Below are 16,089 nucleotides of genomic sequence, written 5' to 3'. Positions count from 1 at the left end.
GGCTCAGGCACAGCAATGTGCAGGCTACGCCTTCCCAGGGCCGTTGGCTACGGACTTTGACGAGACTGTCGGCGCCGGGTTCCCCTGCCGTCTCGATAGGGCCTCGATAGGCTGCACCAATGGCGAAGGCGGTGGACACCTCGACACGCGCGGGACGATTCGCCCCCAGCCCCTCGGGCGATCTACATGTCGGCAACCTCCGAACCGCCGTGCTCGCGTGGCTGTTCGCCCGTTCCACCGGACGGCGGTTCCTCCTTCGCGTCGAGGACCTGGACCGGGTCCGGCGCGGGGCCGAGGAACGCCAACTCGCGGACCTGGCCGCGCTCGGACTGGATTGGGACGGCGAGGTGGTCCACCAGTCCACGCGTCTGGGGCTGTACGACCGCGCGATCGGGCAGCTGCAGCACGCCGGGCTCACGTACGAATGCTTCTGCACGCGAAAGGAAATTCAGCAGGCAGCGTCTGCACCGCACGCCCCGGAAGGTGCGTATCCGGGTACCTGCCGCAATCTGACGGACGCCGAACGTGCCGACCGCCGTGCGAGCGGACGCCCGCCGGCACTGCGACTACGCGCGGGCACGGACAAGTTCACTGTCGAGGACGAACTCCACGGTCGCTATACCGGAATGGTCGACGATCTGGTCCTCCGCCGCGGCGACCAGATCCCGGCCTACAACCTGGCGGTGGTCGTCGACGACGCGGCGCAGGGCATCGACCAGGTGGTCCGCGGCGACGACCTGCTTTCGTCGGCGCCGCGCCAGGCGTACCTGGCGGGCTTGCTGGGACTGCCCGCACCGAGGTACGCGCACGTGCCACTCGCGTTGAATGCCGACGGCAAGCGCCTGGCCAAACGCGACGGCGCCGTCACGCTTGCCGACCAGGCCCGGTTGGGCCGCTCGCCGGCTGACGTGCTCACTACCCTCGCCCGGTCGTTGGGACTGGCCGACAGCAGCGAAACCGTTACTCTCGCTCAGCTTCTAAATCGGTGGGATCCCAAGATCCTTCCCACCCGTCCGTGGATCTTCGACGGCTGATTCCTCCCCCGGAGAAGCGATACCGACCGCTCGCCGCGTAGTGTTCTGAATCGGAAATTTTCGCCGATCGACGTGACGAGACGCAGGTGAGCATGACCACTGGTGGACAAGACCCGAACCAGAACCCCGAGGACGGCAACGGCAACGACGTGCCGCAGGCGGGAGGCACTCCGCCCCCGCCGCCGGGTGCTTACCCGCCGCCTCCGCCGGGTGGATATCCCCCGCCGCCGGGTGCCTACCCGCCCCCGCCACCGGGTGGATATCCCCCGCCGCCGGGAAACTACCCGCCGCCTCCGCCGGCGTTCGATTCCGGCTACGGCCAGGCGGGCCCCGGAAGCGCCCTCCGCGTCGGCGACGCGATCAAGTACGCCTGGCGCAAGTTCTCAGGCAACCCCGTCCCCTGGGTCGGTCTCTTCGTGATCTTCGTAGTCGTCGAGATCCTGCTCAACGTGGCATTCAGCGGGAATACCTCGGCCGCGGTCGGCCTGGCCGGCTTTCTGATCACCGGGATCGTCGGCATCCTGTTCCAGGCCGCGTTCGTTTCGGGAGCGCTGCAGGAGACGGAGGGCACCAAGCCGTCCATCGGATCGTTCTTCCAGTTCCCCAACGTCGTGGCCGTCATCGTGGCGGCCTTCCTCGTGAGCGTGCTCACCTGGATCGGCTTCTTCTTGTTGATCATCCCTGGCGTGATCGCAGCGTTCCTGACCTGGTGGACGTTGCAGTTCGTCATCGACGGGCACCTGGATCCGATCAAGGCCATCGGGTCCAGCGTCCGCGCGATCGTCTCCAACTTGGGAACGCTGCTGCTGCTCGCCCTCGCACTGGTGGGCCTGAACATCCTGGGTGCTATCCCGCTCGGACTCGGGCTCTTCATCACCATGCCGATCACGATCATCGCGTCCACCTACGCCTACCGCGTCACAGTCGGCGGCCCGACCGCCTAGTCGACCGCTCACTCTCGCGCGATGACCGCTACCGGGCCCTCCCCGGTAGCGGTCATTTCGTGCGAAACGGGCAGAACAGGGTGGCGGGTCAGCGTCACAATGGCGGGAATGCTTGGATGTCGCGGTGACCCAGTCAGTACAGTCTCCGCCCCAGGCGTCCGATCCGGCGTCCTTCGCACACGTCAGCCGCAGCTACTACCCCATGCTGGTGGCGCTGTTCACGGCGACGCTGCTGATCTCCAATATCGCCGCGACCAAGGGTGTCGCATTCCTCGGCGACCAGGATCTCTCACTCGGACCGATCCAGATCCTGCCGCTCTACCTCGACGGGGCCTTCTTCCTCTTCCCCCTCGCGTACATCATCGGGGACATCCTCAGTGAGGTCTACGGCTTCAAGGCCACCCGGCGCGCGATCTACGTCGGTTTCAGCGCACTGCTGCTGGCGGCGCTGAGCTTCTGGATTGCCGGGCAGCTACCGGCGGCCGACTTCTACGAGAACGAGGCCGCGTTCGACGCCGTCACCGGGGTCGTTCCGCGTCTGCTGCTCGCCGGGGTGGCCGGCTACCTCGTCGGCCAGCTCCTCAACTCCGCGGTACTGGTCCGTATCAAGGAACGCACCCGCGAGAAGCACCTGTGGGCTCGTCTCATCGGCTCGACCGTGGTCGGCGAGTTCGCCGACACCCTGATCTTCTGCTCCATCGCCGCCGGCGCGATCGGGATTTCCACCTGGGACGACTTCATCAACTTCGTGATCGTCGGCTTCCTGTGGAAGACGCTCGTAGAAATCCTGGTCCTGCCGGTGACGTATCGGGTGATCGCCTTCGTGAAGAAGCGCGAGCCCAGCTACGCGCCGGTGGAGAACGGCTTGCTGCCGTAGAACCTGCCGAGGGTCTCGAGCTTGTACTCGTCGAAGTAGCCGCCCTCGATGCTCTCACGGATGCGGTCGACGAGACGGATGGTGAACCGCTCGTTGTGGATCGTGCAGAGCGTCGAGGCGAGCATCTCCTTCGCCTTGAACAGGTGGTGGATGTAGGCGCGGCTGTAGTTGGCGCACGTGTAGCAGTCGCACTCGCCGTCGATCGGATCGAAGTCCCTTCGGAACCTCGAGGTGTTGATGTTGAACCGTCCGTCCGGGTGGTAGATCGCGGCGTTGCGGGCCACCCGTGACGGGTTGACGCAGTCGAACGTGTCCGCACCGTTCTCGATCGCTACGAACAAGTCGTCAGGCTCGCTTATGCCGAGCATGTGGCGCGGCTTGTGCTCGGGCAACTCCTCGTTGACCCAACGGACGATGGTCCCGAGGTTCTGCTTCTCGAGCGCACCGCCGATCCCGTAGCCGTCGAAGCCACGTCCACTGACGCCACGGATGGACTCGAGGCCCTTCGCCGCCTGTCGACGCAGGTCTTCGTACTGCGCGCCCTGTACCACCCCGAACAGCGCCTGGTATGGCCGATGCGCACGCTCGGCGGTCAGCTTCTCGTGCTCGGCGATGCACCGCACCGCCCACGCGTGCGTCCGGTCGACGGACTGCTCCTGATATGCGCGGGTGTTGAGGAGGGTGGTCAGTTCGTCGAACGCAAACATGATGTCGGCACCCAACTGGTGCTGGATCTGCATCGACACTTCCGGCGTGAACCGGTGCGGCGAGCCGTCGAGATGCGACTTGAAGGTGACACCGTCGGCATCGACGTGGGCTAGGCGCTGCTTGCCGTCGGCGATGACGTCGTCGGACTGGACGCCGACGGCGTCCATCGCGAGTACCTTCTTGAATCCGACGCCGAGCGACATGACCTGAAAGCCGCCGCTGTCGGTGAAGGTGGGGCCGTCCCAGTTCATGAACTTGCCCAGCCCGCCGGCCTCGTCGACGATGTCCGGTCCCGGCTGTAGATACAGGTGGTACGCATTGGCGAGCACAGCCTGTGCGCCCAGCTCCTTCATCGCTTCGGGCAGCACCGCCTTGACGGTCGCCTTGGTGCCGACGGCGATGAAGGCGGGGGTGCGGATGTCGCCGTGCGGGGTGTGGACGATGCCCGTGCGACCCAAGCGGTCGGGCAGGCGGGTGCCCACCGTGAAGAACGGGTCGGGCGGGGTCGGTACAACATCGCTCACGTGGCCATCGTGTCACACGGGTTTGTCGGCGACGCCGACGCCGGCCTAGCCCCGCTTGCGCGCGGTGAACAGCAGATACTCCCAGTCCATCGCGAACGAACCCGCACCGACATCGTGTTGCCGGGCCAGGTCGACGAGTTCCGCGTCGAGAGCCGCGGCCTTGTCTGCGGCGTCGGCCGTGCCCGCGGCACCCTCGGTGTCGTTCAGGGCCTTGTAGACCGCGATCGTCGGCCCGTAGTTGGTCTTGAAGTAGTCGCGGAACTCCCCCGGGCCGTCGAAGCGGTCCACCCGGACCACATCACGGCGCGCGACGACGTCGGTGACGCGGTCTCCCAGCAGGTCGCGCACATGCGCTTCGTCGCCCCACAGCGGCGGCGGCTGTGCCCCGGGTGGAGGCTGCGGAGCGTACGGTTTCATCACCGCGAGCATTCGGCCGATGAACCCGGTCGGCGTCCAGTTGATCAAACCGATCGTGCCGTTCGGTGCGCAGACTCGCACCATCTCGTCGGCGCTGTCCTGGTGGTGCGGCGCGAACATCACCCCGACACAGGAGGTCACGACGTCGAACTCACCGTCAGCGAATGGCAGCGACTCGGCGTCCGCTTCCCACCATTCGAGGTCGACACCACGCGCGTTGGCCATCTGGCGGCCGACGTCGAAGAGTTCGGGCGTGAGGTCGGAGGCGACCACGTGGGCGCCGGTGAGCGCGGCAGGAATCGCAACGTTGCCGCTCCCGGCGCCCACGTCGAGGACCCTCTGGCCGGCGTGAATCCCGCAGGCTTGGGTCAGGACCGCCCCCAGGTTCGGGATGACATGGGCGGCGACGGCCGGGTAGTCACCCGACGCCCACATGGCGCGCTGTGTGGCCTTGAGGGCGCGGTCGGCCTCACTGGGTGGCACTGGGGTGGGTGGCACTGGTTCCGTCATCTTTCGAGGGTCCGCCGAGGCGGAAGCCGGAACAAGGCACCCCAGGGTGAGCCTCGACGCCCCCGCCTAGTCGCGGGCCAGGTTCGCCGGGAAACCGCCGGTCGCGATGGGCCCCCAGGCATCGATGGTGATGCGGATGAGGCTCTTGTTCTGCCTGCGCATGGCGTCGCGGTATTCGTCCCAGTCGGGGTGCTCACCCGAAATGCAGCGGAAGTACTCGACGAGCGGCTCGAGTGCGTCGGGCATGTCGAGGACTTCCGCCGTGCCGTCGACCTGCACGTAGGCCCCGCCGAAGTCGTCGGAGAGCACGCACACGCTGGCATGAGGATCGCGGCGCGCGTTGACGGCCTTGGCCCGCTCCGGATACGTGGAGACGACGATGCGCCCGTCAGTGTCGAGTCCCGACGTGACCGGAGACATCTGCAGTCCACCGGAGTGTTTTCGGGTGACGAGAATGCTGTGGTGGCGCGGCCGGATGAAGTCGAGCAACCGCTCGCGGGTGACTTGTTCGGCGGTGGCGACAGCCATGGCGCACTCCCATGATCGAGTCGGTACGTGTGCGTCTCCAGCCTATAGACGCGGCGAACCGAGGAAAGCCGACCAACCACGAGACACGCTGGGTTCGACCTTTCCGGACAAACAACGCAATTGCCCTTAGGTTGTTCGGGTGAGGACACTGAGCCACCGAACCCGAACTTTGTTGGTCGCCGTCGCGATTGCGGCAGGAACCACCACCGCCGCGACGCCGGCACAGGCCACATCATCCCTGGCCACATCATCCCTGGCCCCAGCGGAATGCGGCGACTGGCAGGTCGAGACCGTAGCGCAAGGGTTGGAACAGCTCGAGAACCTCGAACCCGACGGTGAGGGCGGGTTCTACCTGTCCGGGGACACGAAGGTCTATCACGTCGACGCCGCGGGACAGGTCCGAACGGTGCTCGACGGAGTGTTCGCCCCGGGTGGCCTGCAGCTGGACGGTTCGACCCTGTTCTTCCTCACCCGGCAGGACGGGAAGTTGTGGAGCCTCGACACCACAACGGATGAGCCGCCGGAGCCGCTGGGCTCCTTCCCGGGGAACGGACTACTGCGTCTGCCCGACGGTGACCTGCTGACGACGTGGGTGGGAACGGAGGGCGGCCCATCGCTCGGGCTGTCCCGTTACGAATCCGGAAAGGTCACGGAAAACTGGGCGACGGTGCCGCGTTCGGAAGGGCTGGCACTCAGCCCTGATCACCAGGCCGTGTACACCGACGATCTGTTCACCGGCCAGATCGTGCGTGTCCCCCTGGACAATCCGAACGAATGGACGGTGGTCGGCAGGCTGCCCGGCTTCCTCCCGGGACCGGACGACCTGACCATGTCGCAGGATGGGATGCTCTACGTCACCGCTCACATCGAGGGTGCGGTCTACCGCTTCGACCCGAATACCGGGGCGTCGTGCGTCGTCGCATCGGGTCTGTCGGGCGGGTGGACCGGGCCGAGTTCGGTGCGCATCGGCCCGAACGGCGATGACTGGGCCCTCTACGTCACCGCCTTCGACGGCACCCTGCGTCGCCTGGTCCCTCCCGCCGGCGTCGACCTTTCTCCCGTAGAGCGCTGACGTCGAAGGATCGTCTGTGCGGAAACCGCCGTGGCTCAGTTGATTTCAGAGTGTGATCACTGTGAAGTTCAATCTCGGCGTCACCACAGTGATCGCAGTCGTGACCGTTGTGACGGTCGGTCAACTGGTGGCGGACGCATCGAATCAAGAAATCAGGGTCGCACTGCTGCTGTGTATTCCATTCGCAGCGGCGGTCATGGTTTGGCGTGCGCAGAACCTGAGTCAGGAACCAGCCGTCTTCGCGGCCGTGACTTACCTAGCGTTCCTCCCGATTCAGGTGATCGCAGTCGCAATCGCAGGCGACTACACCCGGGCGGCAATCGGCGCGGTCGTGTCGCCGATCCTCGCGGCCTTCCTGGTCGGAGATCCGCGAACACGGCGGTGGCTCAATCAGAAGGCTCGATACCCCGGGAACAACCAGCGTGACGCCCAGAAATAGATCGGAGTAGGACGACCAGACCCCATCCAACCCCGATCGAGTGGGCGCAGCCTCGCTCTGCGGTCTCGACCTAGCGGTCATTGCCTAGCGTGGACCGCGTTCGATAGCTTCGAACTGGGGTGTCATCTCTTGGCTACCGCCCGATCTCACCGGTTCTCGTTCGACGCGCACCGGCGTCGGGCGGAGGGCAACTCGCGAACATTTGACTCGCGTCAGTACGTGAAAACTCCGACCAACAAGGGTGGGTGTTCACCATGAACAAAGTCGTAGTGATCAGCGGCGCGTCGTCCGGGATTGGGTTTGCCACACTCGAGAAGCTCATTTCTGAGGGGCATACAGTCTACGGTTCCGGGCGAGCCAAAGAGGATCTGGACAAGATCGAGAAAGCTGGTGGTAGACCACTGGAAATGGAGATGACTGACTATCCGACTCTCGAGAAGGCGGTCGATTCGGTCGTCGAGAATGAAGGCCGTATCGACGTGCTCTTCAACAATGCGGGCTATGGCCTGTACGGAACCGTCGAAGAAACCTCGATCGACAGAGCCAAACATCAGTTCGATGTGAATCTCTTCGGCCTCGCCCGGCTCACGCAGCTGGTTCTGCCCCACATGCGGCGACAGCAATCCGGAACGATCGTCAACACCTCCTCGATGGGCGGGAAGGTATACACGCCGCTTGGCGCTTGGTATCACGCCACCAAGCACGCCGTCGAGGGCTGGTCGGACTGCCTACGTCTGGAACTGAAGCAGTTCGGCATCAATGTCGTCGTTGTCGAACCGGGTGGCATCCAGACAGCGTGGGGCACGGTCGCCGCAGACAATCTTCAGGAGATATCGAGTAAGGGACCGTACAAGGACTTTGGGAAGAAGGTCGCTGACGGCATGCGTGGCAGGTATGAACGACGAGGAGCACTGTCCCCGCCATCCGTTATTGCAGACGTCGTGTCGAAGGCCATCTCTTCCAGCCGACCACGAACGAGATACGTAGCGGGCAAGTACGCAAGGCCGCTGCTGTTTATTCGCAAATACCTTGGCGACAGGGTCTATGACCGCGTAGCCATGTCGGCAGCCTGAGATCGGTGCCAACCTGTACCGGCCGACCGGCGTGCCATCAGCGGAAGGCCGCGTGTCCCGTCAACGCGCGACCGATCGACAGCAGGTGCATCTCGCTGGTGCCCTCGTAGGTGAGCACCGACTCGAGGTTGTTGGCGTGCCGCAGCGGCGAGTATTCGAGCGTGATGCCGTTGGCGCCGAGGATCGTTCGGCACTCCCGCGCGATCGCGATGGCCTCACGCACATTGTTGAGCTTGCCGACGCTGACCTGATCGGGGGTGATCTCGCCGCGGTCCTTGATCCGGCCCAGCTGGATCGCCAGCAGCATGCCCTTGCCGAGCTCGAGGGTCATGTCGGCGAGCTTCTCCTGGGTCAGCTGGTAGCCGGCGAGCGGGCGGTCGAACACCTCGCGGGTCCCGGCGTACTCGATCGCCGTCTCGAGGCTGTCGCGGGCCGCGCCGAGCGCACCGAACACGATGCCGAACCGGGCCTCGTTGAGGCACGACAGCGGCGCGCCGAGCCCGCGCGCCTCCGGAAGTTGCGCCGAGGCCGGTAGCCGGACGCCGTCGAGCACGAGTTCCGACGTCACCGACGCCCGCATCGACAGCTTCCCGTGTACGTTGTTGGCGGTGAATCCCGTTGTGTCCGTGGGGACGAGGAAGCCGCGAATCCCGTCGTCGGTCTGCGCCCACACGGTCGCGACGTCGGCCGTGCTGCCGTTGGTGATCCACATCTTGGTGCCGTCGAGGATCCAGTCGGATCCGTCGCGGCGGGCGCGGGTGCGCATCCCTGCCGGGTTGGAACCGAAGTCCGGTTCAGTGAGTCCGAAGCAGCCGAGCGCCTCACCGGTCGCCAGGCGCGGCAGCCACTCCTGCTTCTGTTCCTCGGACCCGTACCGGTAGATCGAGAACATCGACAGCGACCCCTGCACGGAGACGAAGCTGCGCAAGCCGCTGTCACCAGCCTCGAGTTCGAGGCACGCGAGCCCGTAGCTGACGGCGTTGGTACCTGCGCAGCCGTAACCCTCGAGATGCATCCCGAACAGACCGAGTTCGCCTAGTTCCCGGGCGATCTCGCGGGGCAACGTCGCCGACTCGAACCATTCGGGTAGACGGGGCCGCAGCCGCTGGTCCACCAGCTGCCGAACCGTGCCCTGGATGTCGCGTTCCTGCTCGTCGAGGAGAGCATCGATCCCGAACAGGTCCAACGGATGCATCGTCATCTACTCCACCGCTCCTGCGAATTGGCTGTTGTACAGCTCGAAGTAGGCGCCGCGCCGCTCGAGCAGTTCCTCGTGGTCGCCCTGCTCGACGATCCGGCCGTCCTCCATGACGACGATCAGGTCGGCGTCACGGATCGTGGACAGCCGGTGCGCGATCACGAAGCTCGTGCGGTCACTGCGCAGCACCGCCGTCGCGTGCTGCACCAGCGACTCGGTGCGAGTGTCGACGGAGCTGGTGGCCTCGTCGAGGATCAGGATCGACGGCTGCGCGATGAAGGCGCGTGCAATCGTGATCAGCTGCTTCTCACCGGCACTGACGTTGCTGCCCTCTTCGTCGATGACCGTGTCGTAGCCGTCGGGCAGCATGTGCACGAAGCGGTCGACGTAACTCATCCGGGCGGCCTCGAGCACCTGCTCGTCAGTGGCGTTCGGGTGACCGTAGGCGATGTTGTCCCGGATTGTGCCGCCGAACAGCCACGTGTCCTGCAGGACCATGCCGATGCGCGAGCGCAGATCGTCGCGCGTCATCTGGGAGATGTCGGTGCCGTCGAGGGTGATCCGGCCGCCGTCGACCTCGTAGAAACGCATGATGAGGTTCACCAGCGTGGTCTTGCCGGCACCCGTTGGGCCGACGATCGCGACCATCTGGCCCGGCTCGGCGGTGAGCGAGAGCCCCTCGATGAGCGGGTTCTCCTTGTCGTAGCTGAACTCGACGTCCTCGAACTCGACCCGGCCGCGTGCCTGCGACGGGGTGGCGGCAGGCTCGGGATCCTGCGACTGCTCTTCCTCGTCGAGAACCGCGAATACGCGTTCGGCGGAGGCGATGCCGGACTGCAGCAGGTTCACCATCGAACCGATCTGCGTCAGGGGCTGCGTGAACTGCCGCGAGTACTGGATGAACGCCTGCACGTCGCCAAGGGTCATCGTGCCCGACGCGACCCGCATGCCGCCGATGACGGCGATCGCGACGTAGTTGAGGTTGCCGAGGAACATGATCGTCGGCATCACCGTGCCGGAGATGAACTGGGCCTTGAACCCGGACCGGTACAGCTGCTCGTTCTTCTCCTGGAACGCGGCCTCGACCTCACGGTGACGGCCGTAAGCGGTAACCAGCTGGTGACCGGTGAGGGATTCCTCGACCTGCCCGTTGAGCTCGCCGGTGGTCTTCCACACCATCGCGAAGTGGGGCTTGGACCGCTTCGCGATCTGGGCACCGACCAACGCCGACAGCGGCACCGTGAGCACCGCGATGAGCGCCAACAGCGGCGAGATGGAGATCATCATCGCCAGGATGCCGATGACGCTCAGTACGGCGATCACCAACTGGCTCAGAGTCTGCTGCAGGCTCTGCGAGATGTTGTCGATGTCGTTGGTGACCCGGCTGAGCAGGTCGCCTCGCGAGTTGGAGTCGAAGTAGCGCAGCGGAAGCCGGTGAATCTTGCGTTCGACGTCGTTGCGGAGCTGCCGAACGACCCCCTGCACGATCTTGTTGAGCATGTAGGCCGCCGCCCACGACACCATCGATGACGTGACGTACAGCGCCAGCACCAGCGCGAGCACCTGTCCGATCGCCGAGAAGTCGATTCCGACGCCGGGCACGACGTTCATGCCCGAGACCATGTCGGCGAACTGCGACTGCCCGTCCGCCCGAAGCGCGGCGACCGCCTCGTCCTTCGTGAGCCCCTCGGGCAACTGGCGACCGATGGCGCCGTCGAAAATGATGTTGGTGGCGTGACCGAGCAGCCGTGGGCCGATCACCGAGAGCACGACGCTCGTCGCGGCGAGAACCAGGACGAACACGACGGCCGGGCGGTGCGGGCGCAGGCGTCCGAGCAGACGCTTCATCGACGCGCGGAAGTTCTCGGCCTTGGCGACCGGCGCCGCCGCCCCGCCCGGGATCCGGGGCGCGGTCACAGTGCCTCCTGAACCGAACGCTGGGACTCGACGATCTCGACGTACGTCGGGCACGTTTCGAGGAGCTGTTCGTGGGTTCCGATGCCGACCGTCTGGCCCTCCTCGAGGACCACGATCTGGTCGGCGTCGACGATCGTCGACACCCGCTGGGCCACGATGATCACGCAGGCATCCTCGGTTTCGGGTCGCAGCGCCGCGCGCAGCCGGGCGTCGGTGCTCAGGTCGAGCGCCGAGAAGGAGTCGTCGAACAGGTAGATCGAGGGCCGCCGCACGAGCGCCCGCGCGATCGCCAGCCGCTGCCGCTGACCGCCGGACACCGTCGTACCGCCCTGGGAGACCGGGGTGGCGAGGCCCTCGGGCATGGCGCGGACGAAGTCGGCGGCCTGAGCGATCTCGAGCGCCCGCCACAGCTCCTCGTCGGTGGCATCCGGATTGCCGTAGCGCAGGTTGCTCGCGACGGTTCCGGAGAACAGGAAGGGTGTCTGCGGGACCAGGCCGATGTGCGAGCGCAGCAGTTCGGGATCGAGGGTGCGGACGTCGACCTCGGACACCCTGACGCTTCCGGCGGTGACGTCGATCAGCCGTGGGACGAGTCCGAGCAAGGTGGTCTTGCCCGACCCGGTGGCGCCGATGATCGCGGTGGTCTGGCCGGGTTCCGCGGTGAGTGTGATGCCCCGCAGGACCGGTTCCTCTGCCCCCGGGTACTTGAACTCCACGTCCCGCAGCTCGACGAGCGCAGGACGTTCCATGACGGTCGCCGGCAAGATCGGGCGAAGCACGGACGGCTCGGTGTCGAGAACCTCGGTGATGCGCTCGGCGGACACCGCGGCGCGGGGAGCGAGCATGGCAATCACCGACGCCATCATCACCGACATGAGGATCTGCATGATGTAGCTGAGAATCGCGGTCAGCGAGCCGACGCCCATGTTGCCGGCGTCGATCTCGTGGCCGCCGAACCAGATCACCGCGACACTGGTGAGGTTCGCGATACCCATGACGACCGGGATCATCAGGGCCATCGTGCGTCCGACGCGCAACGCGGTGTCGGTTAGGGCACCGTTGACGGAGTCGAATCGCTGGGCCTCCGAACGCTCCCGGACGAACGCGCGGACCACCCGGATGCCGGTGATCTGCTCGCGCAGGACCCGGTTGACGGCGTCGATTCGGGTCTGCATCGTCCGGAAGAGGGGCACGAGCCTCGCGATGATCAGGGTCATCGCCAGGGCGAGCAGCGGGACACTCACCGCGAGAACCCACGACAGCCCGGCGTCCTGACGGATCGCCATAATGACGCCGCCGATGCACATGATCGGTGCCATCACCAGGATGGTGGCGCTGAGCACCACCATCATCTGCACCTGCTGGACGTCGTTCGTACTGCGGGTGATGAGCGTCGGCGCGCCGAAGCGGCCGAACTCCCGAGACGAGAAGGAGCGCGCACGACCCACGACGGCGCTGCGCACGTCCCGGCCGAAGCCCATCGCGGCGCGAGCGCCGAAGTACACCGAGCCGACGGAGCAGGCGATCTGCACCAACGTCACGAGCAGCATCTTGGCGCCCGCCGCCATGATGTAGCCGGTGTCGCCGACCGCCACGCCGTTGTCGATCAGATCGGCATTGACGCTCGGCAGATACAGCGCTGCGCCGGTGGCCACAAACTGGAGGAGGACAACGCCGGCGAGTTCACGCTTGTATGGCCCCAGATAGGTGCCGAGGAGTCTAATGAGCATCGTTTGCGAAGGTTACCAATCCGAAGAGCGAAACGGAGTGGTCGAGGCCACGACACGGGCCTCGACCACTCCGTTTTCACTGGGTGTTCACTGTCGCGTTCGGGCAGGTGTCACGACACGGTCGCGGGTTCGACTTCGCGCGGCTCCCGCGGCAGCGCCTTGGCCAGCTTCTCGCCTTCGATGTCGACGTTCGGCAGGATCTTGTCGAGCCACCTGGGCAGCCACCACGCCTTGTCCCCCATCAGCGCCATCACCGACGGGATGATCACCATGCGGACGATGAAGGCGTCGAAGAACACGGCGGCCGCGAGCGCGAAGCCCATCGACTTGATGAACGAGTTCGGTTCCGCCATGAAGGCCGCAAACACAGAGATCATGATGATCGCCGCTGCGGTCACGACGCGAGCGCCGTGGCGGAAGCCGATCGCCACCGCGTCCTTGGCGGAAGCTCCGTGGACGTACTCCTCGCGCATGCGGGTCACCAGGAACACCTGGTAGTCCATCGCCAGGCCGAACACCACGCCGATGAGGAAGATCGGCATGAAGCTGACGATCGGCTGCGTGTTGGAGATCAGTCCGCCCCAGCCCTCCTGGAACACGGCGACGGTCGCACCGAACGTCGCGGCGACACTGAGCAGGAAGCCGAGGGTGGCGGTCAGCGGCACCAGCACCGAGCGGAACACCAGCATCAGCAGAACGAACGCGAGCCCGACTACCACCGCGAGATACGGGACGAGTGCCTCCAGCAGACGCTCGGAGACGTCGCCCTCGATCGCGGTCTGGCCCGTCACCCCGTAGTTGACGCCGATCTGATCGTGCAGATCCGCCTCTCCCCCGCGGATGTCGTCGACCAGAGCCATCGTCGACGGGTCGCTCGGGCCGCTGGCTGGAGTGACCAGGATCTGTGCGGTGTCGCCCACCTCGTTGGTCCCGATGACCTGCGCGTTGAGTACGTCGGGCTGTTCGGAAATCTTGGCGACCACCTCACCGAACGCCTCACCCGCGGGCACCGTCGCATCCCGCGCGTCGGCGACGACGAGCAGCGGTCCGTTCTTGCCGGGCCCGAAGCCCTCGCTCACCAGGTCGTACGCCTGACGGGCGCTGGTAGCCGGATCGCCGCTGCCCTCGTTCGGCAGGGCCAGCTCCAACTTTGCCGCGGGGATCGCGAGCACGCCGAGCAACAGCACGCCCACAATGAGACCGATCGCGGGACGGCGAACGATGCCACCGACGTACCGGCGGGCGAACGTCATCCTGTCGTCGTCCCCCTCGGCGTCACGCTGGCTCAACCCGCGGACCCGACCGGCGAAGGCCTTGCGCCCGAACAGGCCCAGAATGCCAGGCAGCAGGGTGAGCGCGATGAGAACCGCGATGAACACTGTGAACGCGGCGGCAGCACCCATGTCGGACAGGAACGGGATGCCGACGACGCGCAGCGCGACGAGCGCGATGATGACCGTCAGGCCGGCGAACACCACTGCCGAGCCCGCGGTCCCGACCGCGCGGCCTGCGGCCTCGGAGCGGTCGTCGGTGAGTGTCAGTTCGTGCTTGAAGCGGGAGACGATGAACAGCGAGTAGTCGATCGCGACGGCGAGACCGATCATGATCGCCAGCGTCGGGGTCATCGAACTGAGGTCCATGAAGCCGGTGGCGAGGGTGATGCCGAGGCTGCCGATCATGATGCCGATGATCGCGGTGATGAGCGGCAGGCCCGCGGCGACGAGCGAACCGAACGTGATCACGAGGACGACCGCGGCGACGCCGATACCGATGAGTTCGGTGACACCGCCCGGCATCTCGGCCTCGCTCGCGGCCGATCCGCTGATCTGAACGTTCAGTCCGGCATCACGGCCGATGTCGGCGGCGGCCTTGATCTGGTCGCGCAGAGCTTGGTCGACGTCGCTGAACTCACCGTCGAAGGGAACCTCGACGTAGCCGACGGTGCGGTCGGCGCTGAGTGGAGACAGCGCCTTCGCGTTTGCGAGCGCGACATCCTCCGGGATGCCCTGCTCCGCCGCGGACTGGGCCGCCATCTGCTGCAGACCCGCGTCGGCGGCGACGGGATCGGTCAGCGCACCAGGCGTTCCCGGTTCACCCTTGGCGCTGGCGCTGACCTTGTCGATGCCGCGGATCTCCGCGATGACCGCGTCCATCGCGGCCTGGTTCTCGGGGGAGTCGAGCGTCTGGCCCTCCGGCGCGGCGAACACGAACCGCGCCGACAGTGAATCCATCGCGCTCTTCTGGTCTGGGAAACGCTCGGTCATCAGGTCCTGCGCCTGCTGCGCCGGTGTACCCGGAATGGAGAAAGTGTCCTTCGTCGGCCCCGACAGGGTGGCCGCGCCGACGCCCATCAGGACCAGGATGGCCAACCAGATGGACAGGACCGTGCCTTTTCGCCGGTAGGCGAATCGACCGATCCGGTAGAGATAGGTGGCCATTTTGGCTCCTTCTTGATCGGGTGGGGTCTAGCGCTGGGGGACTGCGAGGCCTGACCGCAGGTGGTCGAAGGCCTCGTGTACGAGTTGTTCGGGGTTGGCTGCGGTTGATCGGCCGCTCGTCCACAGCTCGAGCGACGCCCTGCAGGCCGCGCCGACGACCATCTGCAGCAGGCTCGGGTAGAGCCCGGAGGCGCCGGTCCGCTCGGCGATGACCTCGTCGAGCATCGGTGTGAGCCGTACGTGCATCTCCACCTTCTTGGCCAGCAGGGTGGGGCTCGATTCGATGAGGTCGGCGAGCGCCTGTATTTCCTCGAGTTGCTGCTCGGAGTCGGTGAGGGCGCGCAGAACGACGTGTTCGAGCGAATCGAGGATGGGCTCGTCGGCAGGACGTTGCCGCAGCGCGTCGGCCCACTCGAGGACCTGAGTCTCGAGATAGTGCAGGACCGCTTCTTCCTTGCTCGAAAAGTAGTTGTGGAAGGTGCGCGTCGAGACCCCTGCCTCGGAGGCGATCAGGTCTGCAGTGACGGACTCGATGCCTCGCTCCTTGGCGAGACGGGCGGCAGCCTCGCTGAGCGCGATGCGCGTCGCCGCCTTCTTACGGTCCCGCAGACCGGGGGTTTCACTCACCCCAACGACGGTACCGAAAGTGCACAGCTCTGCAATCTTGCAGCCGAGTGCAT

The 16,089-nt window shown here is 65.9% G+C and carries 14 protein-coding genes; 6 read left to right on the top strand and 8 right to left on the bottom strand.

Annotated elements, in window-relative coordinates; all coding sequences use genetic code 11:
* Positions 1–119 precede the first annotated feature (119 nt).
* The 3 genes from gluQRS to EF834_RS16105 all read left to right on the top strand — a co-directional run bounded on the left by gluQRS (position 120) and on the right by EF834_RS16105 (position 2,855).
* Positions 120–1,034: a tRNA glutamyl-Q(34) synthetase GluQRS gene (gene gluQRS / locus EF834_RS16115; RefSeq protein WP_127948241.1), complete on the top strand. Its 915-nt coding sequence runs from the start codon at positions 120–122 to the stop codon at positions 1,032–1,034.
* A 92-nt stretch (positions 1,035–1,126) separates the two neighbouring features.
* The gene (locus EF834_RS16110) at positions 1,127–1,978 is read left to right on the top strand and encodes a DUF2189 domain-containing protein (RefSeq protein WP_127948356.1); all 852 of its coding nucleotides are present in this window, start codon (positions 1,127–1,129) and stop codon (positions 1,976–1,978) included.
* Positions 1,979–2,102: 124 nt separating this feature from the next.
* A complete protein-coding gene (locus EF834_RS16105; protein ID WP_206615309.1) occupies positions 2,103–2,855 on the top strand; it encodes a queuosine precursor transporter in 753 nt (250 codons plus the stop codon).
* On the opposite strand, the gene tgt is transcribed toward EF834_RS16105, so the two are convergent.
* The 3 genes from tgt to EF834_RS16090 form a co-directional block, all read right to left on the bottom strand.
* Positions 2,822–4,087 (bottom strand): tRNA guanosine(34) transglycosylase Tgt, encoded by a 1,266-nt coding sequence (gene tgt, locus EF834_RS16100; protein ID WP_127948240.1) that lies wholly within the window; start codon positions 4,085–4,087, stop codon positions 2,822–2,824. The two genes, EF834_RS16105 and tgt, sit on opposite strands and share 34 nt — an antisense overlap.
* A gap of 45 nt (positions 4,088–4,132) precedes the next feature.
* Complete coding sequence (locus EF834_RS16095) at positions 4,133–5,014, bottom strand: class I SAM-dependent methyltransferase (protein ID WP_206615308.1); 882 nt, start codon at positions 5,012–5,014, stop codon at positions 4,133–4,135.
* Positions 5,015–5,080: 66 nt separating this feature from the next.
* Positions 5,081–5,542, bottom strand: a complete 462-nt coding sequence (locus tag EF834_RS16090; protein WP_127948239.1) for a PPOX class F420-dependent oxidoreductase — start codon at positions 5,540–5,542, stop codon at positions 5,081–5,083.
* Between the two features lie 139 nt (positions 5,543–5,681).
* Here EF834_RS16090 and EF834_RS16085 point away from each other — a divergent pair, with 139 nt between their 5' ends.
* From EF834_RS16085 to EF834_RS16075, 3 genes are all read left to right on the top strand, one after another.
* A complete protein-coding gene (locus tag EF834_RS16085; RefSeq protein ID WP_127948238.1) occupies positions 5,682–6,614 on the top strand; it encodes an SMP-30/gluconolactonase/LRE family protein in 933 nt (310 codons plus the stop codon).
* Positions 6,615–6,666: 52 nt separating this feature from the next.
* The gene (locus EF834_RS16080) at positions 6,667–7,053 is read left to right on the top strand and encodes a hypothetical protein (RefSeq protein ID WP_164874161.1); all 387 of its coding nucleotides are present in this window, start codon (positions 6,667–6,669) and stop codon (positions 7,051–7,053) included.
* Between the two features lie 254 nt (positions 7,054–7,307).
* On the top strand, positions 7,308–8,126 hold the full coding sequence (locus EF834_RS16075) for an oxidoreductase (protein ID WP_127948236.1): 819 nt from the start codon (positions 7,308–7,310) through the stop codon (positions 8,124–8,126).
* Between the two features lie 37 nt (positions 8,127–8,163).
* Here EF834_RS16075 and EF834_RS16070 read toward each other — a convergent pair whose 3' ends face one another.
* From EF834_RS16070 to EF834_RS16050, 5 genes are all read right to left on the bottom strand, one after another.
* Positions 8,164–9,327, bottom strand: coding sequence for an acyl-CoA dehydrogenase family protein (locus EF834_RS16070; RefSeq protein WP_127948235.1), 1,164 nt, complete (start codon positions 9,325–9,327; stop codon positions 8,164–8,166).
* Positions 9,328–11,172 carry an ABC transporter ATP-binding protein gene (locus EF834_RS16065; RefSeq protein WP_127948353.1) on the bottom strand — a complete coding sequence of 615 codons (1,845 nt, stop codon included), beginning with the start codon at positions 11,170–11,172 and terminating at the stop codon, positions 9,328–9,330.
* 65 nt (positions 11,173–11,237) lie between these two features.
* Positions 11,238–12,971, bottom strand: coding sequence for an ABC transporter ATP-binding protein (locus EF834_RS16060; RefSeq protein ID WP_127948234.1), 1,734 nt, complete (start codon positions 12,969–12,971; stop codon positions 11,238–11,240).
* 110 nt (positions 12,972–13,081) lie between these two features.
* Complete coding sequence (locus EF834_RS16055; protein ID WP_127948233.1) at positions 13,082–15,409, bottom strand: MMPL family transporter; 2,328 nt, start codon at positions 15,407–15,409, stop codon at positions 13,082–13,084.
* A gap of 27 nt (positions 15,410–15,436) precedes the next feature.
* The gene (locus EF834_RS16050; protein ID WP_127948232.1) at positions 15,437–16,036 is read right to left on the bottom strand and encodes a TetR/AcrR family transcriptional regulator; all 600 of its coding nucleotides are present in this window, start codon (positions 16,034–16,036) and stop codon (positions 15,437–15,439) included.
* Positions 16,037–16,089 lie beyond the last annotated feature (53 nt).

The sequence above is a fragment of the Rhodococcus spongiicola genome, assembly GCF_004011835.1.
Taxonomy (GTDB): domain Bacteria; phylum Actinomycetota; class Actinomycetes; order Mycobacteriales; family Mycobacteriaceae; genus Prescottella; species Prescottella spongiicola.
The sequence above is the reverse complement of the archived record's forward strand: the minus strand, read 5'-3'. Positions and strand labels throughout refer to the sequence as shown.